At 72.8% G+C, this 25,770-nt stretch carries 21 protein-coding genes and 1 pseudogene; 10 read left to right on the top strand and 12 right to left on the bottom strand.

From position 1 onward, the window contains the following. Positions 1-9: 9 nt before the first annotated feature. From ACP4E5_RS39235 to lnt, 4 genes are all read right to left on the bottom strand, one after another. Positions 10-1,941, bottom strand: a complete 1,932-nt coding sequence (locus tag ACP4E5_RS39235) for a helix-turn-helix domain-containing protein (RefSeq protein ID WP_425837776.1) — start codon at positions 1,939-1,941, stop codon at positions 10-12. 139 nt (positions 1,942-2,080) lie between these two features. Next, positions 2,081-2,869, bottom strand: coding sequence for a 3-hydroxybutyrate dehydrogenase (locus tag ACP4E5_RS39230; RefSeq protein WP_425837773.1), 789 nt, complete (start codon positions 2,867-2,869; stop codon positions 2,081-2,083). A 55-nt stretch (positions 2,870-2,924) separates the two neighbouring features. Continuing rightward, positions 2,925-3,404: an NUDIX hydrolase gene (locus ACP4E5_RS39225; protein ID WP_425837771.1), complete on the bottom strand. Its 480-nt coding sequence runs from the start codon at positions 3,402-3,404 to the stop codon at positions 2,925-2,927. A gap of 51 nt (positions 3,405-3,455) precedes the next feature. Continuing rightward, positions 3,456-5,111, bottom strand: coding sequence for an apolipoprotein N-acyltransferase (lnt, locus tag ACP4E5_RS39220; protein ID WP_425837768.1), 1,656 nt, complete (start codon positions 5,109-5,111; stop codon positions 3,456-3,458). 268 nt (positions 5,112-5,379) lie between these two features. On the opposite strand from lnt, the gene ACP4E5_RS39215 reads away from it, so the two are divergent. Beyond that, a complete protein-coding gene (locus ACP4E5_RS39215) occupies positions 5,380-6,390 on the top strand; it encodes an O-antigen ligase family protein (RefSeq protein WP_425841985.1) in 1,011 nt (336 codons plus the stop codon). Positions 6,391-6,418: 28 nt separating this feature from the next. On the opposite strand, the gene ACP4E5_RS39210 is transcribed toward ACP4E5_RS39215, so the two are convergent. Further along, positions 6,419-6,982, bottom strand: coding sequence for a hypothetical protein (locus ACP4E5_RS39210; RefSeq protein WP_425837766.1), 564 nt, complete (start codon positions 6,980-6,982; stop codon positions 6,419-6,421). Positions 6,983-7,057: 75 nt separating this feature from the next. After that, complete coding sequence (locus tag ACP4E5_RS39205) at positions 7,058-7,843, bottom strand: glutamate racemase (RefSeq protein ID WP_425837763.1); 786 nt, start codon at positions 7,841-7,843, stop codon at positions 7,058-7,060. Between the two features lie 59 nt (positions 7,844-7,902). Between ACP4E5_RS39205 and ACP4E5_RS39200 the strand changes: the two genes are divergently transcribed. Further along, the gene (locus tag ACP4E5_RS39200) at positions 7,903-9,066 is read left to right on the top strand and encodes a glycosyltransferase (RefSeq protein WP_425837761.1); all 1,164 of its coding nucleotides are present in this window, start codon (positions 7,903-7,905) and stop codon (positions 9,064-9,066) included. 18 nt (positions 9,067-9,084) lie between these two features. Here ACP4E5_RS39200 and ACP4E5_RS39195 read toward each other — a convergent pair whose 3' ends face one another. Beyond that, positions 9,085-10,281: a TerD family protein gene (locus tag ACP4E5_RS39195; protein WP_425837758.1), complete on the bottom strand. Its 1,197-nt coding sequence runs from the start codon at positions 10,279-10,281 to the stop codon at positions 9,085-9,087. 266 nt (positions 10,282-10,547) lie between these two features. Between ACP4E5_RS39195 and ACP4E5_RS39190 the strand changes: the two genes are divergently transcribed. The 4 genes from ACP4E5_RS39190 to ACP4E5_RS39175 all read left to right on the top strand — a co-directional run bounded on the left by ACP4E5_RS39190 (position 10,548) and on the right by ACP4E5_RS39175 (position 15,237). After that, entirely contained in the window at positions 10,548-10,988 is a 441-nt protein-coding gene (locus ACP4E5_RS39190) for a DUF6643 family protein (protein ID WP_425837756.1), read from the top strand. Between the two features lie 76 nt (positions 10,989-11,064). Further along, a complete protein-coding gene (locus ACP4E5_RS39185) occupies positions 11,065-11,889 on the top strand; it encodes an MOSC domain-containing protein (RefSeq protein ID WP_425837753.1) in 825 nt (274 codons plus the stop codon). Between the two features lie 176 nt (positions 11,890-12,065). Continuing rightward, the gene (locus tag ACP4E5_RS39180) at positions 12,066-12,671 is read left to right on the top strand and encodes an Rv1733c family protein (protein WP_425837750.1); all 606 of its coding nucleotides are present in this window, start codon (positions 12,066-12,068) and stop codon (positions 12,669-12,671) included. Positions 12,672-12,831: 160 nt separating this feature from the next. Further along, positions 12,832-15,237, top strand: a complete 2,406-nt coding sequence (locus ACP4E5_RS39175) for a right-handed parallel beta-helix repeat-containing protein (protein WP_425837747.1) — start codon at positions 12,832-12,834, stop codon at positions 15,235-15,237. On the opposite strand, the gene ACP4E5_RS39170 is transcribed toward ACP4E5_RS39175, so the two are convergent. Continuing rightward, positions 15,207-17,642, bottom strand: coding sequence for a hypothetical protein (locus ACP4E5_RS39170; RefSeq protein WP_425837744.1), 2,436 nt, complete (start codon positions 17,640-17,642; stop codon positions 15,207-15,209). The genes ACP4E5_RS39175 and ACP4E5_RS39170 overlap by 31 nt on opposite strands. Before the next feature lie 236 nt (positions 17,643-17,878). On the opposite strand from ACP4E5_RS39170, the gene ACP4E5_RS39165 reads away from it, so the two are divergent. Both ACP4E5_RS39165 and ACP4E5_RS39160 read left to right on the top strand, forming a co-directional pair. Then, positions 17,879-18,718: a DeoR/GlpR family DNA-binding transcription regulator gene (locus ACP4E5_RS39165; protein ID WP_425837741.1), complete on the top strand. Its 840-nt coding sequence runs from the start codon at positions 17,879-17,881 to the stop codon at positions 18,716-18,718. Between the two features lie 119 nt (positions 18,719-18,837). Then, positions 18,838-19,320, top strand: a complete 483-nt coding sequence (locus ACP4E5_RS39160; protein ID WP_425837739.1) for an SRPBCC family protein — start codon at positions 18,838-18,840, stop codon at positions 19,318-19,320. 180 nt (positions 19,321-19,500) lie between these two features. Here ACP4E5_RS39160 and ACP4E5_RS39155 read toward each other — a convergent pair whose 3' ends face one another. After that, positions 19,501-20,652 (bottom strand): PLP-dependent cysteine synthase family protein, encoded by a 1,152-nt coding sequence (locus ACP4E5_RS39155; protein ID WP_425837736.1) that lies wholly within the window; start codon positions 20,650-20,652, stop codon positions 19,501-19,503. Positions 20,653-20,974: 322 nt separating this feature from the next. On the opposite strand from ACP4E5_RS39155, the gene ACP4E5_RS39150 reads away from it, so the two are divergent. Beyond that, a complete protein-coding gene (locus ACP4E5_RS39150; protein ID WP_425837733.1) occupies positions 20,975-21,289 on the top strand; it encodes a hypothetical protein in 315 nt (104 codons plus the stop codon). Positions 21,290-21,494: 205 nt separating this feature from the next. Further along, positions 21,495-22,007 (top strand): ATP-binding protein, encoded by a 513-nt coding sequence (locus tag ACP4E5_RS39145; RefSeq protein WP_425837730.1) that lies wholly within the window; start codon positions 21,495-21,497, stop codon positions 22,005-22,007. 29 nt (positions 22,008-22,036) lie between these two features. Here the strand turns inward: ACP4E5_RS39145 and ACP4E5_RS39140 are convergent, their stop codons facing one another. The 3 genes and pseudogenes from ACP4E5_RS39140 to ACP4E5_RS39130 form a co-directional block, all read right to left on the bottom strand. Further along, positions 22,037-24,598, bottom strand: coding sequence for an ABC transporter permease (locus ACP4E5_RS39140; RefSeq protein ID WP_425837728.1), 2,562 nt, complete (start codon positions 24,596-24,598; stop codon positions 22,037-22,039). Next, positions 24,595-25,389 (bottom strand): ABC transporter ATP-binding protein, encoded by a 795-nt coding sequence (locus ACP4E5_RS39135; protein WP_425837725.1) that lies wholly within the window; start codon positions 25,387-25,389, stop codon positions 24,595-24,597. Before ACP4E5_RS39135 ends, ACP4E5_RS39140 begins: the two co-directional genes overlap by 4 nt. A gap of 110 nt (positions 25,390-25,499) precedes the next feature. Next, positions 25,500-25,766: pseudogene (locus tag ACP4E5_RS39130) on the bottom strand (SHOCT domain-containing protein); the annotation flags it as partial. Positions 25,767-25,770 lie beyond the last annotated feature (4 nt).

Genomic DNA, 25,770 nt, shown 5'->3' with positions numbered 1-25,770 from the left:
CGGACGGGGTCAGGGTATGTCCGGGACCGCCAACCGGTGCAGCCGCAGGGCCAGTTGGATCTCCAGCGCGCGCTCGGGTGTCTGCCAGTCCTCGCCGAGGAGCCGGCCCACCCGCTCCAGCCGCTGCGCGACCGTGTTCACGTGCACGTGCAGCGCGTCCTTCGTACGGGCCGGGCTCATCCCGGACGCGAAGTAGGCGTCCAGGGTGCGCAGCAGGTCGGTGCCTCTGCGCTCGTCGTAGGTGACGACCTCGCCGATGGTGCGGCCGACGAATCCCGCGACGTCCCGGCTGTCGGCGAGCAGCAGCCCGAGGAACCCGAAGTCCTCGGCCGCCGCGCCCTGCCCCGACCGGCCGAGCAGCCGCAGCGCGTCGAGGCAGCGCCGCGCCTCCACGTACGCGGTGGCGGCCGACTCGGTCCGCCCGGCCAGGCCTGCGACGGGAGCCGAGGCGCCCACGGTGACGCTCTCGTGGATGGCCTCGGAGAGCCGGCCCGCGACCTGGGACGCCAGCTCCGACGCGGCGGTGGTCCGCGCCGGGAGCAGCAGCACGGCGCCGCCGTCCCGCGCGGCGGCGAGGCCGTGCCGGGTCGCCGCGAGGTGGTTGGCCGCGGACCACAGGCGGCGGCGCGCGGCCGCCTCCTGCTCGGCGTCCCCGGTGCTCTCCAGGCGGGCGGCGAGCACCACATGGGCCGCGTCGAGGTCGGCGTGCAGCCGCTCCGCCCGTTCGCGCAGCAGCCGCGGGTCGCGGTCGCGCCCGTCGAGCAGGTCGTCCAACAGCTCGCCCCGTACCCGCTGTTCGGCGTCGGCCGCGGAGCGCCGGGCGAGCAGCAGCAGCGAGGTGACCATGGCGGCGCGCTCCAGGGTGCGCTGGTCGACCGGGTCGAGGCCCGGGTGGCCACGCAGCACCAGCGCGCCGAGCAGTTCACCGCCGGCGGCGACGGCCGCGACCCAGTCGTCCCGGTGCCGCACCGCGTGCCCGTCGGCGCGGGACGCTTCGAGGGCGCTGCCGGGCGCCTCCTCCGGGTCGGTGAACTCCACGGTGCCGTCGAGGACTTGGGAGACGGCCGCGGCCACGTCGTGCACGCCGCCGCCGCGCAGCACCAGCTCGGCGAGCCGGTCGTGCACGTCGGACGCGCGCTCGATGACGCCGCTGCGGTCGCGGATGATCTCGTTGGCGCGCTCCAGCCCGTTCAGCGCCTGGCGGGTCTCGGTGAGCAGGTTCGCGGTGTCGATGGCCGCGGCGGCGAGCGCCGCGAAGGAGCCGAGGAGCGCGATCTCCTCGCGCTCGAAGACCCGCGCGCGCCGGTCGGAGGCGAAGAGCACCCCGATCACCTGCGCTCCCAGCATGAGCGGCACGCCGAGGATGGCGACGAGCCCCTCGTCCCCCACCCCGGCGTCGATGCTGCGGGTGTGCTGGAAGCGCACGTCGTGCCCGTAGTCGTCGGTGACGTAGGGCCGCGCGGTCTGCGCGACGAGGCCGCCGAGGCCCTCCCCCATGCCGAGGCGCAGCTGCTGGAAGCGCGCCGCGACCGAGCCCTCGGTGACCCGCATGTAGGTGTCGCCCCTGACCGGGTCGTTCAGCGTCAGATAGGCGACGTCGGTGCCGAGCAGCGAGCGGGCGCGCTGGACGATGGCGTGCAGCACCGCGTCCAGGTCGCGCAGGCCCGCGAGGTCGTGCGCGGTCTCGAACAGTGCGGACAGCTCCGCCTCGCGGCGCCGCCTGCCCTCCATCTCGGCGCGCACGCGCAGCGCGAGCGCCTTGGCCGCCTCCAGTGCCGCTATCCGCTCGGGCGCCGCGCCCTCGGCCCGGGCGAGCAGCACGGGCTGTTCGTAGGCATCGGCGGAGGCGCCCCTGGCGAGCAGCTCCAGGAACGGGGCCTGCGGGTCCTCGGTGGTCACCGGGCCGGAGGCGGTGGCTGAGTGCGGTTGGTGGCGCGACATGCGGACAAGGATTACCCGTCGGGCGGTCGGGCCTGCCGGCCCTGTGGACAACTCGAGTCTGCGCGGAATCGCGGTCACTCGGCCGAGGGACCACGTTCCGTGCGAAACCACCCCGAACCCGGCGATCGGCGGGGTGGAATCAGTGGGCGGACCAGCCGCCGTCGAGAACGAGGGACGTACCTGTCATGAACGAGGCCTGCGGCGTGCACAGGTACGCGACGGCCTCGGCGACCTCGGAGGGTTCGATGAGCCGCTTGATCGCGCTGTCCTGCAGCATGACCTCGCCGAGCACCCGCTCCTCGGGGATGCCGTGCGCGGCGGCCTGGTCGGCGACCTGCCGCTCGACGAGCGGGGTGCGGACGTAGCCGGGGTTCACACAGTTCGAGGTGACGCCGTGCGCCGCCCCTTCGAGCGCGGCCGTCTTCGACAGTCCCTCGAGCCCGTGCTTCGCGGCCACGTACGCGGACTTGTAGGCGGAGGCCCGCAGCCCGTGCACCGACGACACGTTCACGATGCGGCCCCAGCCCTGCCCGTACATGTGCGGCAGCGCCCCGCGCAGCAGCCGGAACGGGGCCTCCAGCATCACCGTCAGCACGCTGTGGAAGACCTCGGGCGGGAACTCCTCGATGGGCCGGACCAGTTGGATCCCGGCGTTGTTCACGAGGACGTCGGTGCCGGCCGCCGCGGCCTCCGCCGCGTCGAGGTCGGTCAGGTCCAGGACGTACGGTTCGACACCTTCGGCCTCCCCCGCCAGCGCCTCCAGTCCCGCCGCGTCCCGGTCCACCGCTCTGACCTTGGCGCCCGCCGCGGCGAGGCGCAGGGCGCAGGCCCGCCCGATGCCACTGGCGGCGCCGGTGACGAGTGCGGTACGCCCGTCGAGATCCAGCTGGGGGGCGGTGGGGCCGGTCAGTGGGGTGTGCGACGTCATGACTCGAACCCTAGGCAGTTGATCAGCGCCGCCCGATGTGGGCGGCACCCATACTTCAGCGCTCGGTCATGGTCTCGAACCATGTGGGTCCCTCCGACTGGGCCTGCTTGATCCGGAACAGCGAGAACTCTTCCAGCGGCGGCAACGCGTCCAAGGCGAACCAGGCGACGTCCAGCGACTCGTCGTCGTTGACGCGCGCCTGGCCGCCGGTGGCCCGGCAGCGGAAGGACGTGTCCATGAACTGGCAGTTGTCGCCGTTGGGGTACGTGATCGGTTGCAGGGCCTGCACCAGCACGACCCGCTCGACGACACACTCGATGCCGGTCTCCTCGAACACCTCGCGCACGGCGACGTCCGCGGGCTGCTCGCCCGGCTCGGGGATGCCGCCGATGATCGACCACTTGCCGGTGTCGGCACGCCGCCCGAGCAGCACCCGGCCCTCGTCGTCGAAGACGACGGCACTGACCCCCGGCAGAAACAGCAGCTGGTGGCCCGCGGAGGCCCGGATCGTACGGATGAATTCAGGAGTCGCCATGCGGCCGAGCCTACCTGTAGGCCCCATCGAACCGGCAGGCCACAAGCCCCGTCAGCCGTCCGAGCGCCGCCCCGCACGGGTCCGCACCACGGCCCAGCCGAGGCCGCCGACGCCGATCGCGACGAGCAGCGCCTCGGGCCACGCGCCCACGCGCGTGGCGAGCGTCTGCGAGGTCCGCTTCGGGACGTCGGCGAGCAGTGTGGCGGGCTCGAACATGCCGGTCTGCTGCTCGATCGAGCCGTCGGCCCGGATCACGGCGCTGACCCCGCTGGTGACCGGGACCATCACGGCCCGGCCGTGCTCGACGGCCCGCACCCGGTCCATGGCGAGCTGCTGGTACGTCATCTGGCTGCGCTCGAACGTCGCGTTGTTGCTCGGCACGGACAGGATCTGCGCGCCCTCGCGGACCTGGTCGCGCACCGTGTCGTCGAACGCGGCCTCGTAGCAGGTGACGTTGCCGACCTTGGTGCCCGCCATGTCGAAGACGACGGGCTTCTTGCCGGGCACGAAGTTGCCCGCCCGGTCGACGTCCTTGCTGAAGATCCGGAAGAAGCTGCGGTACGGCATGTACTCGCCGAACGGCTGCAGATGCCGCTTGTCGTAGACGGCGCCGGGGCCGGTCTTGGGGTCCCACAGGATGAGCCGGTTGCGGGGCTTGCCGTCCGGGGGCGTCACCACGGCGCCCACCGAGATGGGCACCCCGACGGCCTGCGCCGCCTTGGTGATCTCGTCGTAGGCGTCCTGGTTGATATACGGGTCGATGTCGGAGGAGTTCTCCGGCCACAGCACCAGGTCGGGGCGCTCGACCTGCCCCGACTTGATCTTCGCGGCGAGCTTCATCGTCTCGCGCACGTGGTAGTCGAGCACGGCACGGCGCTGGGAGTTGAAGTCGAGGCCCATGCGCGGCACGTTGCCCTGGATGAGCGCCACGCGCGCGGTGCCCGCCTCGGCGCCGGTCGCCACGAAAGGCATCGCGAGCGCTCCGGCGACGATCGGGGCGACGGTGAACGCGGCCGCGGCGGCGACGCCCTTGTCCTTCAGGAAGGACAGGTCCTTGAGGGGCGACACGTCACCGCCACCGCCACCGTCACCGGAGGACGCCTTGCGCACCTTCCTGACGCGCAGGGCGAGGGAAGCGAGCCCGAAGCCGCACAGGACCACACCGAAGCCGAGCAGCGGGGTGCCACCCAACGAGGCGAGCGGCAGGAACACTCCACTGGGCTGCCCGAACGCGACCTTCCCCCAAGGGAATCCGCTGAACGGGGCACGCGCGCGCAGCGCCTCGGAAGCGATCCAGACGCCGCCGGCCCACAGCGGCCACAGCGGAAGCCGGGACACGTAGGCGATCCCCATGCCGGCGAGCGAGACCAGCAGTGCCTCCGCGGCGGCGAGCGCCAGCCAGGGCAGCGGCCCGACGTCGACGCCGGTCCAGGAGAGCAGCGGCACCAGGTAGGCGAGCCCGAAGGCCAGGCCGAGTCCGAAGCCCGCTCTCAACCGCCGCCCGTACACGGCCACGCCGAACAGCGCGAAGGAGATCGGCGCGAGCCACGGGAGCTCGCGCGGCGGGAAGCTCACGTACAGGAGCAGCCCGGCGATCACCGCGAACGCGAGGGGCGCGAACCGCCGCAACTGGGAACGGACCCTCGACAGCCCTGACTGCTCTGCGGGCTCGTCGGACGGGGCTACGGGAGGTGCGGTGGCGGTCACCCGGGGAGTGTACGGCGCGTCCCTGTCACGCCGACATGCCGGTCGGAGCGCCCCGCGTCGGCCGCGTGGCGGATCGTTCCTGTGCAACACCGGTCCGCCGCGGCCCACCAGCCGTTAGCGTGTGGCCCGGATCCCGACACGGCGGCCGCATCCGGCCTCGCGTCCGGGGCCCGGCTACGTCGGGGGGCGACGGGTGGAAGCGACGGGGTGGTCTACGGATGCGGCGACGGACGACGCGCTGCGGGGGCACGGGGGCGCGTCCGACGCCGTGGGGGTCGCGGTTCTCGGGTGTTGCGCGGCCTGGTCACTGATCAGCGCGACCGCGCGTGAGGGCAGACCGGAAGGCGTACTCCTGGCGGTGCTCGCCGTGATCGCGGGGTACGCGTGCGGGCGCATCGGCGGGGCGCTGGTCCCGGTCGCCGCGTCCTGTGCGGTCGGGATCGGCGGCCTGTGCCTCGCTCTCACGGCCCCGTACGCGGTCCCGGCGCCGGATGTCGTCACGCCGCTGGGCCGGGTCGGCGCGACCGCGGCTTTGCTCGCCCTGTCGACCGGGGCGCTGTGCTGCGCGGCCTGGTCGGCGCGGCAGCGGGCGCTGCGGGCCGTGCTGCACCTTCTGGCGGCGGGCAGCGTGGTGGTGGCCGCCGCCGTCGACTCGGCGGCCGGGGTCACGGTGTGCGCGGGCGTCGTCCTGTGCTCGCTCGCGGCGGCCCGGTTGCGCAGCCGGGCGCTCGGCCTGTCGGGCCTCGGTCTCGCCACGGCGGTGGTGGCCGGTCTCGGTGTGGCGCTCGCCAAGGGCGTCCTGCCGGCCGGTCCCACGGCCTCCCTGGAGACGTGGCTCTCGCACCGGCGGATCCTGCTGTGGCGCGACGCCGTGCACCTCGCCGAGGTGCATCCCGCGCTGGGCACGGGGCCGGGGCGCTTCGAGGACCTCAGCCCGACGCTCGCGCAGTCCCCGCTCTCCGACGGCAAGCCGCACTCCGCCGTCCTCCAGGTGGCGGCCGAGCAGGGGCTCATCGGCGTGCTGCTGCTCGCGGCGGCCTACTGCTGGCTGCTGTACGTCCTGTGGCGCTCCGCGCGCTCGACGCAGGTCGTCCTGGCGGCGGGCGCGGCCCTGACCGCGGTGGCCGTGATGGCGACGGTCGGCAACGCGCTGAGCTTCACGACGGTGACGGCGGGCGTGGGCCTGCTCGCCGGGATCGCCACGGCGGAACCGCTCACGCAAGCGCCGCCCGACGACGAGGCGGCCGCCCCGGAATTCCTCCGGGACGGCCGCGACTGAGGGTGTGGGGCGGGTGGCGGGTCCTGGTTCAGAGGGCCGGGCCCGCGGCGGTGCGCTTCAGGCGGTCGCGGATGTGCCGCACCGCGCTCTCCGCGTCGTCCACGGTCACCGTGAACCTGCGGCCGTCACCGAGGTGGAGCACCACGCCCTCGCCGCGGCGCACCACGACGGCCGTGCCGATCTCCGGGCGCCAGCGGTAGCCCCAGCCGCCCCACTGCCGGGGCGTGACGCGGGGCGCGAAGTCGGCGTCGACCACATGGGCGAGCGGGATACGGCGGCGCGGCAGGCCGGCGTGGCCGCAGCGCACTTCGAGGTGGTCCTTGTCGACCTTCACCGCGACATGGAGGAACGCGAGGGTGCCGAACAGGATGAGCAGGCCCACGGCGATCAGGCCGACCACGGACATGGCCAGGGCGAGTATCCCGGTGGCCCAGGAGTTGTCCACGGCCAGCTCGATGCCCAGGGCCAGGCAGGCGAGCCCGCCACAGGCCAGGATCCACTGCACACGGTTGTGTGCGCGGCCGGTCCAGATTTCGGTCGCGTGGGCGGAAGAGCGTCGCCCAGAGTGCTCGTCGGGGGCGTGTTCCCTCATGGAATCGAGCCTACTCATGTTCCGCGCGTCCGGCACCGGCTTGCGCAGCCCTGTGGGCCGGGCCGGTGCGGGCGCTCAGCCCGCGTGGCTCAGCGCCTGCAGGTCACGGCCTTCCGCGTAGGCGAGCGCCTCCTGGGGCAGCGAGGACTCCCGGCCGCCCAGCAGGACGGTGAGCCGCCCGCGGGCGTCGGACCCGGCCTCGGGGCCCTCGCCGATCCGGCGCAGCGCCTGTGCGGCGACGGCGCCCGCGCTGCTGTGCAGGACGAGGGGGGCCGCGTCGGGCTGCTGCACCGCGGCGCGGATACGCTCCGCGACCAGCTCGTAATGGGTGCAGCCCAGGACGACGGCCCTTACATCACGGGGGGTGAGGGCGGCCGCGGCCTCGATGGCCCGGTCGATGCCCTCCTCGTCGGCCCACTGCACCGCGTCGGCGAGGCCGGGGCAGGGCACCTCGGTGACCTGGGCGCCGCCCCCGAAGTCCCGGATCAGCGCCTGCTGGTACGGGCTGCCGGTGGTCGCGGGCGTGGCCCAGATGGCGACCGGTCCGCCGCCCGCGGCGGCGGGCTTGATCGCGGGGACGGTGCCGATGACCGGGATGCCGGGCTCCAGCCGCGCGCGCACCGCGGGCAGCGCGTGCACGGAGGCGGTGTTGCAGGCGATGATCAGCGCGTCCGGGCCGTGCGCCGCGGCGGCCTCGGCGACGGCGAGCGCCCGCTCGGTGACGTCCTCGGGCGTGCGCGGCCCCCACGGCATGGTTTCCGGGGCGGAGGAGAGCACAAGGTCGGCGTCCGGGCGCAGGCGCCGTACCGCGGCGGCGGCCGCGAGCAGTCCGATTCCCGAGTCCATCAGCGCGATCTTCACCCGGAAACCATAGACGATCGGCCCGACAAGGCCCGTGCCGGTGGGGCAGACTGCGGCGGATGGACGTCGTTGTGTGGATCACCGCGGCTTCGCTCGCCGCGTGGCTGTGGCTGCTGCTGTGCCAGGGCTTCTTCTGGCGTACGGATCTGCGCCTGCCGCCGCGTTCCGAGCCTCGGGACTGGCCGGACGTGTGCGTCGTGGTCCCGGCCCGTGACGAGGCGGAGGTGCTGCCGGACAGCCTGCCGTCCCTGCTCGCCCAGGACTATCCGGGGCGGGCGGAGATCTTTCTGGTGGACGACGGCAGTTCGGACGGTACGGGCGAGGTGGCGCGCACCCTCGCGGACCGGTTCGGCGGGCTTCCCCTGACGGTCGACTCACCGGGCGAGCCGCCCGCGGGCTGGACCGGGAAGCTGTGGGCGGTGCGGCACGGCATCGGCCTGGCACGCGCGCACGACCCCGAGTTCCTGCTGCTGACCGACGCCGACATCGCGCATGAACCGGACAGCCTGCGGGAGTTGGTGGCGGCGGCGCGCACCGGCGGATTCGACCTGGTGTCGCAGATGGCGCGGCTGCGGGTGCAGAGCGTGTGGGAGCGGCTGGTCGTGCCCGCGTTCGTGTACTTCTTCGCGCAGCTGTACCCGTTCCGCCGGATCGCGCGGCAGGGCGCGCGCACGGCCGCTGCGGCGGGCGGCTGCGTGCTGCTGCGCACCGAGGCGGCCGAGCGGGCGCGGATCCCGGACGCGATCCGGCAGGCGGTCATCGACGACGTGTCGTTCGCGCGGGCCGTGAAGCGGTCGGGCGGGCGCATCTGGCTCGGCCTGGCCGAACGCGTCGACAGCGTGCGGCCGTATCCGCGCCTCGCCGATCTGTGGCGCATGGTGTCCCGCAGCGCGTACGCACAATTGCGGCACAACCCGCTGGTGCTGCTCGCCACCGTGCTGGGGCTCGCCCTGGTCTACCTGGTGCCGCCCGTGGCACTGATCGCCGGCCTGGTCGTGGGCCGCGCGCCGACCGCGCTGCTCGGCGCGCTCGCCTGGGCGCTGATGGCGGGAACGTACATCCCCATGCTGCGCTACTACCGGCAGACGCTGTGGCTGGCGCCGCTGCTGCCGTTCACCGCGCTGCTGTACCTCCTGATGACGGTGGATTCCGCCGTGCAGCACTACCGGGGGCGGGGCGCGGCCTGGAAGGGGCGCACGTACGCCGCGCCCGAACGTGGGTGAACACCTCGCCGCGGCACGCTACTTGCGGCCCCGCGTCCAGGTCATGCCCCAGCCGTAGGCGCGGTCCACGGTGCGCTGCGGGCTGATGCCCCGGTCCGGGACGAGATAGCGGGCCTCGCGCCGCACGGTCAGGTCGCCGCCGTCGTTCGTGAGCAGGGCGAGCGCGCACACCGTGGAGGGCACCGTGCACTCGTCCAGGGAGAAGTCGATCGGCGCGCCGTGCGCCGGTTGCAGGGTGACCGTGGCATGCAGGTCGGCGAAGCTGCGCGCGCCTTCGTAGATGGTCACGAAGACGAGGATGCGGCGGAACGCGCCCGTGTGGTCGAGGTTGATCGTGAGGTTCTCGCCGGCGACGAGGCCTCCGCTGCGGTCGTCGCCGTCGAGGTGGATGTACGGGGCCCGGTCCAGCGCCCCGAACGCGTTGCCGAGTGCCTGCACCACGCCCTTGCGGCCGTCGGTGAGTTCGTAGAGGGCGCACAGGTCGAGATCGATGCCGCGGGCACGCCTGCTCCCCCGGCCGCCGAACTGCTTGCGGGCCTCCCAGTTGAGGTTCACGCGCAGGGCGCCGGACGTGCCGCCCTGCTTCGCCAGGGAGACGGAGGGAGCGGCCTTCGTCAGCGTCACCTTGGTCAGTTGGACGGGCTCCGCGCGTACGGGCGTCACCGAGGGTGCTGGGGCGGGCGGCGGCGCCTGTCGCGGTGCGTCTACCGTGATGCCGTAGTCCCTCGCGAGGCCCGCCAGCCCGGTGTCGTAGCCCTGGCCCACGGCCCGGAACTTCCAGGCTCCCTGGCGGCGGTACAGTTCACCGAGGACGAAGGCGATCTCCACCGTCGCGTCCGCGCTTTCGTAGCGGGCGAGTTCGGCCCCGTCCACCGCGTCGACGACACGGATGTACAGGCCCGGCACCTGCCCGAACGCCCCGCCGTCCGCGGACGCCGCGAGGACCACCCGCTCGATGGCGGGCTCCACACGCGCGAGGTCGATGAGCAGCGTGTCCGTGATGGCGCCCCCGGCGGTGGACCTGCCCTCGTGCCGCACCGCCCCGGAGGCGTGCTCCGGCTGGTTGTAGAACACGAAGTCCGCGTCGGAGCGGACCTTTCCGGAAGCGAGCAGGAGCGCCGAGGCGTCGACGTCGGGCACACCGGGGCCTGAACGCCGGCCCAATTCGACGCGTACGGCCGAAGCCGGTACAGCGACATTCGCCCCTTTAGCCATTGTCATGTCCGCCCCAAACGCCCGCCCCCGGCTTAGCGGCCAACATATTCCCTGGAGCCTTCCGACTCCCAGAGGCTCGTTCGAAGATCACTGGCCAACCGCCGGTAACCCCCCGAAAAGTTGGGCTCTACAGGAAAACTGCCCCGCGCGACGACCGTTTTCCCCAAGTTCGCTCGCATTGAGGACGCGCGGTCACACACGACACGCAAAAGAACCCTCTTATCGGTCTACCCCAACGACCACATCGTGGGCTTAACTTATGTGTCATGACCTCCCCCCGCTCCACATATGGCGGCGGTTACTACTCCGCGCCGTCCTTCCCGGACACTCCGATCTACGACTCACTCGTCGCGGAACGGGGTACGCCGCAGATCGCCCCGATCCGGGTTCCCTCCGCGTACGACAGCAACAGCCACCTGCCGGCGCTGCCGGCCGCGCTGCCCGCCCTGCCGTCGGCGCCCTCCGCGCCGGCGCCGCAGTACGGCTATCCGCACCCCCAGTCCGCCCCGATGCAGGCGGCCCCGACCGCGTACATCCCGCAGCAGGCGAGTGCCCAGCGCGGTTATCCGGGCCCGCAGGCCCAGCAGCCGCAGCGCCCCGCGCCCGGCCAGGCGACCGGCTACGAGGCGATGCGCCCGGCCACACCGCGGCCCGCCCCCGCGCCGTACGAGGATCCGTACAACCGCCAGCAGTACCGCGGTTACTGACCCGACACGGCCGGAACAGTCCGGCCCACCACAGCAGCCACGGGCGATGTCCGTGGCTGCTGGCAGAATTGCCGTCATGTCGCAGCCAGCACTCAGTTCGATCCATGTCCACCCGCTCAAGGCGGTCCGGGGGCACGCTCCGCGCGAGGCCGTCGTGGAGCCGTGGGGCCTGGCCGGGGACCGGCGCTGGGTGCTGGTGGGCGCGGACGACAAGATCGTCACCCAACGGCCGCATCCGCGCCTGGCGTTGGCCGCCGCCGAGCAGCTGCCCGGCGGCGGCGTTCGCGTGTCGGCCCCGGCGATGGACCCGCTGACCGTGGAGGTGCCGGAGCCGCGGGCGACGACCACGATCGAGGTCTGGTCGGACAAGGTCGAGGCGGTCCCCGCCTCCCGCGCCGCCCACGCGTGGTGGAGTGGGTACCTGGACACCGACATACGCCTGATGCACCTGGACGACCCGGCGACGAGACGCCCCATCGACCCGGAGTACGCGCGCCCGGGCGAGACAGTGAGTTTCGCCGACGGCTACCCGCTGCTCCTGACGACCCTCTCGTCCCTCGACGCCCTCAACTCCTTGATCGCGCAGGGTGATCACGCCGACGAGGGCCCGCTGCCCATGAACCGGTTCCGGCCGAATGTCGTCGTCTCCGGCACCCCTCCGTGGGCGGAGGACGACTGGTCGCGCGTCGCGATCGGCGACGTCACGTTCCGTATCGCCAAGAAGAGCGGCCGCTGCGTGGTCACGACGACGAACCAGCAGACCGCGGAGCGTGGCAAGGAACCGCTGCGCACGCTGGCGCGCCACCGCCGCTTCGGTGACCAGCTGTGTTTCGGCACGAATCTGGTGCCCGAGTCGACGGGCACGGTGCGTGTCGGAGATCCCCTGACGATCCTCGAATAACCGTGATCCGGTCGGGAACCCGGCGCCGCGACATGCTCGTTGAGAGACAATGGCAGTGTCGGAAGCGCCGGTGGGCAGGGAGGACCAGGGTCAGGTGACGTCGCTCTCTCTTCTCTCCTCCGGCATGCGGGCGCTGCCGTTCGGGGTTAAGACAGACCCGGAAGGGGGTGCAGACCGTGCGAGCGTTGATCGGGCTCTGGCGCTGGCGCCACAATCCGGTGTGCCGCGGGACCGACCTGGCAGAGGCCTGGGTCGCCCTGGTCGCACTGTTCCTCATCGTCGTCGCCGCGCCGGCGGCCGGCATCATCGCGGGGTCCGTGTCCCGTGACGCTCTGTACCGCTCCGTGGAGGAGCAGCGCAGCATGCGCCACGAGGTGACGGCGACCGTGGTGCACAAGGTGGCACAGCCGCCCCTCGACCCCGACCCGGAGACGTCCACGGCGCGTGACGCGCACACGCGCGTGGTGGCGACGTGGAAGGCGCCGGACGGCTCCCCCAGGGAGGACCGCGTGGTCGCCGCCCTCACCACCCCGCACCGCGGCGACAAGTTCCCGGTGTGGACCGACGACCAGGGTCGCGCCGTCGGTCGTCCCCTCGACCGGCCCACCGCCGCCACGCACGCGGCGCTCGCCGGATTCGGTGCGGCCGTCGCCGTCACCGGCCTGGTGGAAGGCACCCGGCGGCTGGTCCTGTGGCGCATGATGCGCCGCCGGTACGCGCGTTGGGACAGCGCCTGGGACATCGCGGGACCCGATTGGGGCAGGACCGGCACAGGCAGTTGACGGTCGTCCACAGGCTCGCCGCTCTGGTCAACTGCCGTGCTCCACGCACGCTACGGTGGAGCCACCTTTTGGCAGGCAGAGCGCAGGAAGCAGCCAGGAGCAGCGCCGCGCGAGGCGCGCACACTTCCTGCGGAGGACGAGGTGGGGGCAGATCAGCGCCATGGCACAGGGCTCGGTCCAGGTGACGCACGCCGGTACTTCGCGGTGGCGGCGCCGCACGGGGGATTACGCGTCGCTGGCGGCCGCCCTGGAGGCGGCGACCGACGGTGACGTGCTGACCGTGGCCCCCGGCACGTACCGGGAGAATCTGGTGCTGCGGCGGGCCGTGACGCTGCGTGGCCCCGAGGGCTCCCCCGGCTCCGTGCGGATCGCCCCCGCGGACGGCGTCCCCGTGACCGTCCGGGCCTCCGCGACCGTGCGGGACCTGCACGTCGAGGGGCAGGACGCGGCGGCGCCCGCGCTGCTCGTCGAGGAGGGCGCCCCGGAGATCGTCGGCGTCCGCGTGGTGACCCGGTCCGCGACCGGCGTCGAGGTGCGCGGCGGCGCCCGGCCCACGGTGCGGCAGTGCACCGTCGACAACCCCGGAGGCATCGGCATCGCCGTCCTGGACGGCGGGGGCGGCGTGTTCGAGGAGTGCGAGGTCGTCGCCGCCGGGCAGGCGGGCGTCGCGGTGCGCGGCGGCGCGCATCCGCGGCTCGAGCGCTGCCGGGTGCACCACACGTCGGGCGCGGGCCTCTCCGCGACCGGTGAGCACTCCGGCCTGGAGGCCGTGGGCTGCGAGGTGTACGAGGTCAAGGGTTCCGGTGTGCAGATCACCGGGCGGGCCGCAGCGCACCTGACCGACTGCGATGTGCACCGCACGACGGGGGACGGCGTCACGCTCGACACGGACGCGGTGCTCACCCTCGCCGACTGCCGCGTCCACGACGTCCCGGAGAACGCGATCGACCTGCGCTCCCGGTCCGTGCTCACGCTGACGCGTTCCACCGTGCGCCAGTTCGGGCGCAACGGCCTTTCGGTGTGGGACCCCGGCACGCGCGTGGACGCCAACCAGACCGAGATCCACGACAGTACGGGCGACTATCCGGCCGTCTGGGTCAGCGACGGCGCGACGGCCGTGCTCGACTCCTGCCGGGTGCACGACGTGCCGGACGCGCTGTTCGTGCTCGACCGCGGCTCGCGCGTGGACGTCGTCGACAGCGACCTCTCCCAGGTGCGCAACACGGCGGTGTCGGTGAGCGACGGGGCGACCGCGCAGCTCGACGACTGCCGCATCCGCGAGGCCGCGACGGGCGCCTGGTTCCGCGACCACGGCAGCGGCGGCACGCTCGCCAACTGCACGGTGGACGCCACGCAGACCGGCGTGATCGTCACGAAGGGCGCGGACCCCACGATCGAGCGCTGCACGGTCACGTCGCCCGCCGAAGCCGGCTTCTACGTGTCCGCGGGCGGCCGGGGCAGCTTCCACGGCTGCCGGGTCGCGGACAGCGGCGGCTTCGGATTCCACGTCATCGACGGCTGCCGTGCGAGCCTCAAGAAGTGCCGTACGGAGCGGTGTTCGCGCGGCGGCTACGAGTTCGCCGAGGACGGGCCGCTGATCGAGGACTGCACGAGCGACGAGAGCGGCGGCGTGCGCGCAGGCGCGACGGCCCCCGCACAGCCGGCCGTGCAGACCGCGACGCAGACCGTCGGGCTGCTCAGCGCCGTGCCCGACCAGCGGCCCGTGGCGGCGCCCCAGGAGCCCGCGCAGGAGTCCCGCACGTCCAAGCTCGTCCTCGGTGAACTCGACGCTCTGGTGGGCCTGGAGAGCGTCAAGCGCGAGGTGCGCGCGCTCACCGACATGATCGAGGTGGGCCGCAGGCGCCAGGAGGCGGGCCTCAAGGCGGCCTCCGTGCGGCGGCACCTGGTGTTCACCGGCTCCCCCGGCACCGGCAAGACGACGGTGGCGCGCCTGTACGGCGAGATCCTGGCGTCGCTCGGCGTGCTCGGCCAGGGACACCTCGTGGAGGTGTCCCGTGTCGATCTGGTCGGCGAGCACATCGGCTCCACCGCGATCCGCACCCAGGAGGCCTTCCAACGGGCCCACGGCGGCGTCCTGTTCATCGACGAGGCGTACGCCCTGTCCCCCGAGGACTCCGGGCGCGACTTCGGCCGCGAGGCCATCGACACGCTCGTGAAACTGATGGAGGACCACCGCGACGAGGTCGTGGTGATCGTCGCGGGCTACACGGCGGAGATGGAGCGCTTCCTGTCCACCAACCCCGGTGTGGCCTCCCGCTTCTCACGGACCATCACGTTCTCCGACTACGTGCCGGAGGAGCTGCTGCGCATCGTGGAGCAGCAGTCCGAGGAGCACGAGTACCGGCTCGCCGACGGGACGCCGGAAGCACTGCTCAAGTACTTCACGGCGCTCCCGAAGGGGCCCGCGTTCGGTAACGGCCGCACCGCGCGGCAGACGTTCGAGTCGATGGTGGAGCGGCACGCGGGCCGGGTCGCCCAGCTCGACGCCCTGGACACCGACGCCCTCACGCTGCTCTACCCGGAGGACCTGCCGGAGCTGCCCTGAGCCTGCTCGCCCTCGGGGCGCTGCTGCGGCACCGCGGGCTTGAGGCGGGCGAGCAGCCGGGCGCGCTCCTCGGCGAAGACCGGGTCGGCCTGATAGTCGCTGTGGCCCAGGATCGGTGCGGGGAGCGGGTGTTCGGCCGTGCGCCCGTACGCGAGCGGGTCGAGGAGCGCCGGGTGGTCGACCTGCGGTCCGCACTCGCCGGGCAGGTTGATGGGCCCGCCGATCGGGTCGGTCCTGCGGTGCAGATTGCGCCAGCAGTCGACCTGTCGGTGCAGCGAGGCCAGCGCCTCGGGGCCGAACTGGGCCGGGAACCAGCGCCCGTAGAGCCGCTCCAGAGGCGATCCGTAGGTGAGCAGTCCGACGCGCTTCCTTACGGAGGGGTGCAGTTGCCAGGCGGCGGCCGCCGCGAGGACGCTGCCCTGGGAGTGTCCGGACAGGATGAGCCGGCCGCCCGTGGCCTGCGTCCAGGTGGCCATGCGCCAGGTCAGGTCGGGGACGGCGCGCTCGGCGTAGCAGGGGGGCGCGAAGGGGTGCGCGGCGCGCGGCCAGAAGGTGCCGACGTCCCACAGGATGCCGATGGTGCGGCGCGCGGACGCGTCCTTGTAGGCGCGGCGTCCCCAGGTGACGAACAGTATGAAGCCCAGGCCGATCAGCCAGGAGCCGAGCGCCTGCGCGGTGTCCGCGGCCCCCTCGACGACCGCGTACGAGCCGCGGGCCGCGCTGCCCGGCACCTTCCCGGTGGTCCAGGCGCCGATCACGGCGAGGGTGCCGAGCAGCAGCGTCACCGAGGAGACGACGCCGATCATCACCGGCGCCTGGTCGGTGAGGGCGGCACGCGCGCGTGCGCCCGCGATGCGTGACGTGCGGGCCGCGTCCGGGGGTTCGGCTGTACTGCCCGGCTTCTCGTCGAGGTGGTAGTCGGCCGCCACCTGGGCCGTCTCCCGCTTCTTGATGCGGGCCGTGCGCAGGGCGAGTGCCCCGCACAGGACGGCGAGCACGATCAGCAGCGGAGGGATGACGGAGGCCTGCCAGGTGAGCAGCACGGGCGGGCCCTTGATGAGGCCGCTGGTGCCGTCCAGCCAGTCGGCTACGCGCTGCGCCACGCCACCGGTCATCACGCCGCCGAGGGCGCACGCGAGCATCGCGGTGGCGGGACCGCCGAGACCGCGCAGCGCGGTGCGACGGTCGCGGGCCGTGCGGTAGATGGCGTGCGCGACGAAGGCCAGGACGATCACCAGCGCGCCCTGGACGAGGGCGATGCCACCGAAGCTCATGTCACCGGGCAGCCGTCCGGAGGACTGCCATCCAGGGCGCGACCAGGCCGCGTACACCATGGTCACGACGAGCAGGGCGAGCGCCGCGTAGGGCAGGGCGCGCACCACCGTGCGGTCCAGGGTGTCGTCGACCCGGCTCTCGCTGCGGCCACGGTGCACGACGACGCCGATGACGGTGAGGGTGCCGAGGACCAGCGCGCCCACGATCAGCCAGCCCAGCACGTCGAGCACGACAGGGCCTCCGGCCGCCCGGTCGAAGCGGGCCGCGGACGTGCCGACGGCCGCGGCGACCGTCAGCAGCGCGGCGGCGGTGTGCGCCGAGCGCAGGCGGGCGACGAGGCGCCGCCCGTACCAGAAGCCGGGCCTGCCGAGCGCGTTGTCGATCTCGCCGTCGGTGGGCTCGGGCATGTTCGGCAGCGGGCGCTGCGCCTCGTACGCGCTCCAGGTGCGGTGCGAGAGGTACCAGAGCAGGACCGCCAGGGCGGTCGGGACGAGCGAGGCGAGCGCGAGGCGGCGACCGGGCTGGCTCCACCAGCCGCCGCCCCCGTGCGCGTCCACGGAGAGGAAGGCCAGCCAGGCCCGCTGCCCGGCGCATGCGGGGGTGCCCGCGCACTGCCAGGCCGTCAGGTCGAGGGCGACCTCGCACGCGGCGCCGACCAGCAGGACCGTGAGGGTGAGCGAGACGAGGCGGACGAGCAGGCCGTACAGGCGTACGGTGCGCGACCTGCGGCGGGCGTTGGGGCGCATCCAGTGGGACAGGTTCACCACCATGAAGGGCAGCAACAACAACCACAGCGCCCGCGAACCGTTGCCCGAGGTGAGGTTGCACCACACGTACGCCTCGGGGACGGGCTTGCCCCGGTAGTCGTCGGGGCGCGTCTCCGCGTCGGCGTCCTCGCCGCGCCGGAAGACGGCCGCCGTGTCGTCGCCCGACACCCGCACCGGCCGCGGGTCGTCGAGCATCTCCTGCGGAGTGGTTCCGCCGACTCCGTGGACCAGGAGTTCCAGCGCGGTCTCGTCGGTGTCCGCGGTCGATGTCGCGGACGGCGTGGTCGACGGCTTCGCGGGTGGTGTCGTTCCCGGGTCCGCCGTCGTGCCGCTCGGTGATTCGTGCTCGTGCGTCGTGCTCATGTGTCCCCCGTTTCTGAACACGACCAGGATCTCGGCCCGGCGCCCCCTCGGGCACCCCTCGTCACGGAATCTCCCCGAGGTGCCCCGCCCCATTCACCCCATGTCGCCCCGTGGCGGCGCAGGTCGGCAGCGCGGGCGGTGGTCCCGGTGTCGGTGGCGCGTGCGAGGATGACGCGAAAGCGCTGGCCGGTACGGCGGTGGTGGCAGGCGGGACGAGCCGAAGGGATCCGACGGACGTGAGCGAGCATCAGAACCTCCTCGCGGAGCAGCGCCGCGCCCTGATCATCGACGAGGTCCGTCGGCGCGGCGGCGTCCGGGTCAACGAACTGACCAGGAAACTCGGCGTCTCCGACATGACGGTCCGCCGCGATCTGGACGCGCTCGCCCGGCAGGGCGTCGTCGAGAAGGTGCACGGCGGCGCGGTCCCGGTCGTCGAGGCCAGCACCCATGAGCCCGGCTTCGAGGCCAAGTCCGGCCTGGAGTTGACCGCCAAGGAGGACATCGCGCGCGCCGCGGCGCCACTGGCCGCGCCCGGCACGGCGATCGCGCTCTCCGGCGGTACGACGACGTTCGCGCTGGCCCAGCAGTTGCTCGACGTACCGGACCTCACGGTGGTGACCAACTCGGTGCGGGTGGCCGATGTCTTCCACGCGTCGCAGCGCGGCGCGGCGTCCCGGCAGGGTGCGGCGACGGTGGTGCTGACCGGTGGGGTGCGCACGCCGTCGGACTCGCTTGTGGGTCCCGTCGCCGACCAGGCGATCGCGGCGCTCCACTTCGACGTGCTGTTCCTCGGGGTGCACGGCATAAGCCCGGAGGCCGGCCTGTCCACGCCGAACCTGGCGGAGGCGGAGACCAACCGGCGGCTCGTGCAGTCCGCGCGACGGGTCGTCGTGGTCGCGGACCACACCAAGTGGGGGACGGTGGGCCTGAGTTCGTTCGCCTCGCTCGACCAGGTGGACACCTTGGTGACGGACGGCGGCCTGCCTCTCGACGCGCGGGCGGAGGTCGCCGAGCACATGCGGCTCGTGGTGGCCGGGGAGCCCGAGGACGGCCCCGAGGACGGTACAGACATCTGACGGTGCGCCAGTTATGGTGACCGGGACCGGTCACCTGGAGCACGTCAACTCAGCGACGGGCGGCGCCTGTTGACCGGGGTGTCCGCGTCCGCCGATTCAACCTTGGGGGCTGAACCTTCATGGCACGCCGTCTTCTCCCCGTCGAGCACGACTTCGTCGACAGTGCGCCGTTGCGGCTCGTGTTCGCCCGCGAGGTGTCGGCCCCCGCGGACGCCGTGTACCGGGCGCTCGCCGAGGATGTCGTCGGATGGCCCACGTGGTTCTCCGCGGTGACGCTGGCGCGACCGTTGGACGGCGGGGCGCGCCGGGAGGTCCGGCTCAAGGGCGGGACGCGGTTCGTGGAGACGATCGTCGCCGCGAAGCCCGGTGAGGTCTACGCGTATCGCGTTGACGAGACGAATGTGCCGGGGCTCCGGGCGATGGTCGAGGAGTGGCGGATCGAGGCGGTTCCCGCCGGGGGGTCGCGGGTTCAGTGGACGTTCGCGGTGGATGCGCCCGCGGGTGTGCGGGCGGGGATGAAGTTCGGGCGGGCCGGGATGGCGCGGGCGTTTCGGGGGGCCGTGGAGGCGCTCGACCGGAAGTTGGCGTCTACGCCCGCGTGAGGGCGGGGTGTCGGTTGCGCCGCGGCGTTGGTGATCGTTGCGCCGCGGCGGGGTTGATCGTTGCGCCGCGGCGGGGTTGACGATTCGGGGCTCTGCCCCGGACCCCGCGCCTCAATCGCCGGCGGGGCTTGATTGGCCTCAGTCGCCGGCGGGCTTGATCGGCTCAATCGCCGGCAGGGCTCATCGGGGCCACTCCCCCGTCTCCAGCAGGCGCGTGATCGCCGCCGCGTACGGGGTGATGTCCAGGGCCTGCTCCTCCAGCCAGGCGTCCGAGTAGTACTTGTCCAGGTAGCGGTCGCCCGGGTCGCACAGGAGTGTCACCACGCTGCCCGTGCGGCCCTCCGCCACCATTTCCGCGATGATCTTGAGGGCGCTCCACAGGCCCGTACCCGTCGAACCCCCCGCCCTGCGGCCGATGGCCGACTCCAGGGCGCGGACCGCCGCGACGCTCGCCGCGTCGGGGACCTTCATCATGCGGTCGATGGCGCCCGGCACGAAGCTCGGTTCCATGCGGGGCCGGCCGATGCCCTCGATGCGGGAGCCGCAGTCGCTCGTCGCGTCCGGGTTGTCGGTCGTCCAGCCCTCGAAGAAGCAGGAGTTCTCGGGGTCCGCGACGCAGATGCGGGTGTCGTGCTGCATGTAGTGGACGTAGCGGGCGAGGGTCGCCGAGGTGCCGCCGGTACCCGCCGTGGCGACGATCCAGGCGGGTTCCGGGTAGCGCTCCAGGGCGAGTTGGCGATAGATCGACTCGGCGATGTTGTTGTTCCCGCGCCAGTCCGTCGCCCGCTCCGCGTACGTGAACTGGTCCATGTAGTGGCCGCCGGTGCGGGACGCGAGGGCCGCGGACTCCGCGTACATCGTCCTCGGGTCGTCGACGAAGTGGCACTGTCCGCCGTGGAATTCGATCAGTCGGCACTTCTCGGCGCTGGTCGTACGTGGCATCACCGCGATGAAGGGGACGCCGATAAGCTTCGCGAAGTACGCCTCCGAGACCGCCGTCGAGCCGCTCGACGCCTCGATGACGGGACGGCCGGGGCGGATCCAGCCATTGCACAGGCCGTAGAGGAAGAGCGAGCGGGCCAGGCGGTGCTTGAGGCTCCCCGTGGGGTGGGTCGACTCGTCCTTGAGGTAGAGGTCGATGCCCCAGTGCTCGGGGAGCGGGAAGAGCAGCAGGTGCGTGTCGGCCGAGCGGTTGTTGTCCGCCTGCACCTTGCGTACCGCCTCTTTGAGCCACTCACGGTAGCCGGGGTCCGTGTGGTCGACGTCGAGCGTCGGGAGGGGGCCGGACGCCGCACCCTCGCCCGTGGGCCGACCTTGTTCCGTGGTGCTCACCGCTTGGCTCCTTCTCGTCGTGCCCGGGCGTCGGTCCGCGCGCCGGTCCGGAGCGCCGACAGCAGTCGGACACCACGATCATAAGCACCTTGCGCACGCTTCTCACCTGCATAAATGCATCTTTGAGCGTCTCAAAGGAACGCCTGGGACGGCGACGGAACACGCGTCCGGGATGCCGGAAGGATCCGGGAACGTGCGTGCGAGGGGGGCGCACACCGAAGGTGCCCCCAATGCTTCACAGCACGTCCACATGTGCACTGGTGCTCCTGGCCAGGTGCGTGCAGACTGCACCGCAGACACGCACTCGAGGGGGCGAAACGGCATGGCGGACCCGGAGTTCACGGCGAGGGGCGTGCGCATCGGCCGGCGCCTGCGATCACTGACCCGGGCGGGGCAGGTCCGGATCACGGGCGGCAGGCTGGAGTTGCTCACGAGCTACGGGAGTGAGATCGACAGCGCCCCGCTGGGTGAAGTCCGCGCGGGCAGGCCCTGGTTCGGCTCCGAGGACCGGGCGACCGCCGAGGTGGACGGGCGGCGCTATCTGCTGCACCTCGGCGACCCGGGCGGCGGCGCCGGACCGCTCACCGCGCGGCGGTTCATCGAAGCCGTACGCAGGGCCGCCGCGCGGACCGGATAGCGCGACGCTCCACAGCGGACCGCCGGCGAAGTTGCACGCCCACGCCCCCTGAGTCACGCTGGTCACACATCACTACTCAGGGTTTACCGGCGATAACGCTGCGAACCAGCCCGCCGGACACGGAGCGGGCAGTCCTGCCACAGCGCGGTCGCACCGCTCGATCCGTTCTCGTCTTCTTCCGGACTCAATTCGGGGAGTCGTAGCCGTGATCAGCCAGCCGAACAGGCATTGCACGGTGGAGCTCCAAGCCCTGCCGTCGCGGATAGGTCAGGTCCGCAGAATCGTATCGGCGCAGTTGCGCTACTGGCATCTCGATCCGTTGATCGAGTTGGCCGCGCTCGGTGTCACCGAGCTTCTGACGAACGTCCACCGGCACGCCGGTCCTGACAAACTCTGCACCGTGGAGATCGAGCTGCTCGGCGGCACGCTCACGATCTCGGTGCACGACCACGACCCGAGGCTCCCCGAGGTACGGGACGCCGACCCCCTCGCCACCTGCGGCCGCGGTCTCGCGATGATCGCCGCGGTGAGCGAGAGCTGGGGCGTGCGGCCGCACGGCAAGGACGGCAAGGTCGTCTGGTTCGCCCTGCCTGCGCCCACCCCCGCGATGGCCATCGCGCCCTACCCGGTGTACGCGGCGAAGCCCGCGCGCCGCACCGACACCCACGAACGCCGGGTGTCCCCGCATGCTCCCGCCCGGTCGGCCGTCGCAGGCTGACCGGGCGGTGATCACCGTAGGTACGTCGCTCACTCGGTGGCGATGGCCCGCAGCACGTCGAGGCGTGCCGCCCTGCGGGCAGGGCGCAGGCCCGCAAGGGCGCCGGCGGCGAGCCCGACGAGGGCCACGATCGCCAGCCGGCCCGGGGGCAGCGCGAACGCGAAGGCGCTGTCGCTCGCCCCGTCGGACGCCTTCACCAGCACCCAGCCGAGGAAGCCGCCGAGCACCAGCCCGCCGGCCGTGCCGAACGCGGCGACGAGCACCGACTCCCAGCGGACCATCGCCCGCAACTGCCCGCGGGTCTGACCGACGGCGCGCAGCAGCCCCAGCTCCCGGGTCCTTTCGTGGACGGCGAGGGTGAGGGTGTTGGCGATGCCGAGCAGCGCGATGACGACGGCCAGGGCGAGCAGCGCGTAGACGAGGGTGAGCATCATGTCGATGCCGCCCGCGGAGGACTGCGCGTACGCGTCGCGGGTCTGCACATCCGGATTGCCGTACGCCGCCGCGACCTTCTCGACCGCCTTGGTGCCGTCGGCCGTGGAGACGCCGTCCTTGAACGTGACGGAGACCAGCGTGTCGGCGTCCTGCGTACGGTGCGGTGACCAGGCCGCGCGCGAGATCACGTAGTCGCCGGCGAGTTCGGACTGCCCGTAGACGGCGCCGACCGTGAACGGTTCCTTCGTGCCGTCGGTGAAGGCGAGGCGCGCCGTGTCGCCGACCGCGAGGTGCTGCTTGTCGGCCTCGGCGCGGGTGATCGCGATGCCGTTCTTCCCGAGCCCGTCCATCGAGCCCTTGACCGTGCCGAGGTCGAACGACTTCGCGAGGGCGGCCGGGTCGGTGACGGTCAGGGCGCGCCCCTTGCCCTCGACGTCGGCGACGCCGCTGCCGAGGCCGACCGCCGTGGCCACCTCGGGCCGTTCGGCGATCGCGGGCGCCAGTTTCGGGCTGAGGCCGCTGCCGCCCGCGCCGAACGACGGGGTGGAGACGGCGACGTCGCCCGCGAAGGAGCGGTTCACGGTCTGGTCCATGGTCGCCTTCAGCGAGGCCCCGAAGACGGTGAACAGGGAGACGACCGCGACACCGATCATCAGGGCGCTCGCCGTGGCGGCGGTGCGCTTCGGGCTGCGCAGGGCGTTGCGCCGGGCGAGCCCGCCGGTGACACCGCGCAGCCGGTCGAGCGGGGCGCCGAGCGCCCGCACGGCGGACGTGGAAGCGACGGGGCCGAGCACGACGAACGACGCGAGGACCAGGACGGCGCCGATGCCGGCGAGGGTGATCGACGGGGACACCAGAACACCTACGAGTGTCGCCGCGATCGCTGCCGCGCCCAGCACACCACCGAGGACTGCGCGGCGCCGCGAGGCACCGGAGTCGTCGACGGCGCTCTCGCGCAGCGCGGCCAGCGGCGCGGTGCGTCCGGCGCGCATGGCGGGCAGCAGGGCCGAGCCGACGCACACCACGATGCCGACGGCCAGCGGCAGCAGCATGGACAGCGGGCTGACCACCAACTCCCCGTCGGGGAACGGGAATCCGATGACCGGGAACAGCGCCTGGAGCCCTGCCGCGATGCCGATGCCGCCCGCGAGTCCGACGGCGGAGGCCGCCACGGCGACCGCGGTCGCCTCGACGAGGGTCGCGCCGGCGATCTGCCTGCGGGCCGCACCGAGGGCCCTCAACAGCGCGTTCTCGCGGGCCCTTTGGGCCACGACGATGGCGAAGGTGTTGTGGATGGAGAAGGTCGCGACGAGCAGGGCGATGCCGGAGAACACGAGCAGGAAGGTCGTGAAGAGGGTGAGGAACTGGCCGGAGATCATGTCGGTGTTCTCCTGCGCCGAGTCCTGGCCGGTGATCGCCTCAACTCCCTTGGGGAGCCTGCCGCTCAAGGTGTCGACGAGCTGCTGCTGGCTCACGCCGGGTCCCGCACGCACCTGGATGGTGGAGGCCTCCCCCGGCTTCGGGGTGAGGTACTTCTCGGCGTCGGCGCGGGTCATGCCGGTGAACGTGGTCTGCGCCATGCCGTCCTCGCCGCCGAAGGTCGCCAGGCCCACGATCGTGACCTTGACCGGGTCGGGCGTGCGCAGTGTCGTCGTGTCACCGACCTTCAGGTCGCCGTTCTTCGCGGCGCCGCGGTTGATGACGACCTCGCCGCTCTTGTGCGGCGTGCGGCCCTCGGCGAGCTGGTACGCGTTGAGCTTCGGGTCGTTGATCCAGTTCCCGGCAAGGGTGGGCGGGCCCTGACCGCCGATGGGTTTGCCGTGGGCGTCGATGAGTTGACCGGCGCCCTGGATGTTCGGCGCCGCGGCGGCGACGCCCGGCACCTTCGCCAGGTCGGCGGCGAGCGAGGCGTCCACCGGGCGGCGGGTGCCCTGGCTCTCGCCGGGGGTGGTGATGACGTCGGCGGAGCGCACGACGGCGTCGGTGCCGCTGCTGGCGCCCGCGAACATCGAGTCGAAGCTCGCGCGCAGGGTGTCGCCCATGACGAGGGTGCCGGCGAGGAACGCGACACCGAGCAGGACGGCGCTGAACGTTCCGGCGAAGCGCCGCTTGTGGGCGCGCAGCGAGGTGAGACTGAGGCGGACGGAGGCGTTCATGACGGTCCGCCTCCCTCCGCCGGAGCCGGCCCGTCGAAGGCCTTCATCCGGTCGAGTACCCGGTCCGCGGTCGGCCGTTCCATCCGGTCGACGAGGCGGCCGTCGGCGAGGAAGACGACCTCGTCGGCGTGGGCGGCGGCGACCGGGTCGTGGGTGACCATGACGACCGTGCGCGAGGAGTGGCGGGCCGCGTCGCCGAGGAGGCGGAGCACCTCGCCGCCGGATCGGGAGTCGAGGTTGCCGGTGGGTTCGTCGGCGAAGACGACGTCGGGCCGGCCCGCGAACGCCCGTGCCACGGCGACGCGTTGCTGTTGTCCGCCGGAGAGTTCGGCGGGCCGGTGGTGCAGCCGGTCGCCAAGTCCTACGACATCGATCAGCGCGTCGAGCCACTCACGGTCGGGGCGTTTGCCGGCCAGGTCGATCGGCAGGGTGATGTTCTCGGCGACGTTCAGCGTCGGGACGAGGTTGAACGCCTGGAACACGAAGCCGACGCGGTCGCGTCGCAGCAGCGTGAGGCGGCGGTCGTCGAGGGAGCCGAGGTCGGTGTCACCGATGTACGCGGCTCCCTCGGTGAGGGTGTCGAGGCCCGCCGCGCAGTGCATCAGGGTCGACTTCCCGGAGCCGGACGGGCCCATGATCGCGGTGAACCGTCCGGCGCGGAAGCCGACGCTCACGCCGTCGAGGGCACGGACGGCGGTGTCCCCGGAGCCGTACACCTTGACGGCGTTGTCGACGCGCGCGGCGAGGGCGGTGGGGGTGGTGGAGGTGAGGGTCGTGGTGGCGGTGGTCATGACGCGCCGCCCTTCGTCTTGCCTTCGACGCCGCTGGTGCCGTTGGTGCCATCGGTGCCGTACCGGCCGTAGCCGCCGAAACCGCCGTAGTCGGCGTAGTGGCTGTCGTGGCCGAACTCCTCGTTGAGTACGGTCAGTCGGCGCCAGTACTCGTCCTCGTCGATCTCACCGGCGGCGAAGCGCCGGCCGAGCACGGCGATCGGCGAGTTCTCGGCGAAGCGGGGGCCGACGGGGCGCCACGGTCCGCGTCGGCCGCGCCAGACGGTGCGGCGCAGCAGCGTGACGACGCCGATGACGACGGCCGCCCAGATCAGCGGGAAGAACAGGATCCAGGGGCCGGGTCCGTCGCCGGGCCCGAACGCCGCGAGGGTCTGCAGCTGG

Source organism: Streptomyces fractus (assembly GCF_049844455.1).
Lineage (GTDB): Bacteria > Actinomycetota > Actinomycetes > Streptomycetales > Streptomycetaceae > Streptomyces > Streptomyces fractus.
This window is presented reverse-complemented; position numbering and strand designations above follow the sequence as displayed.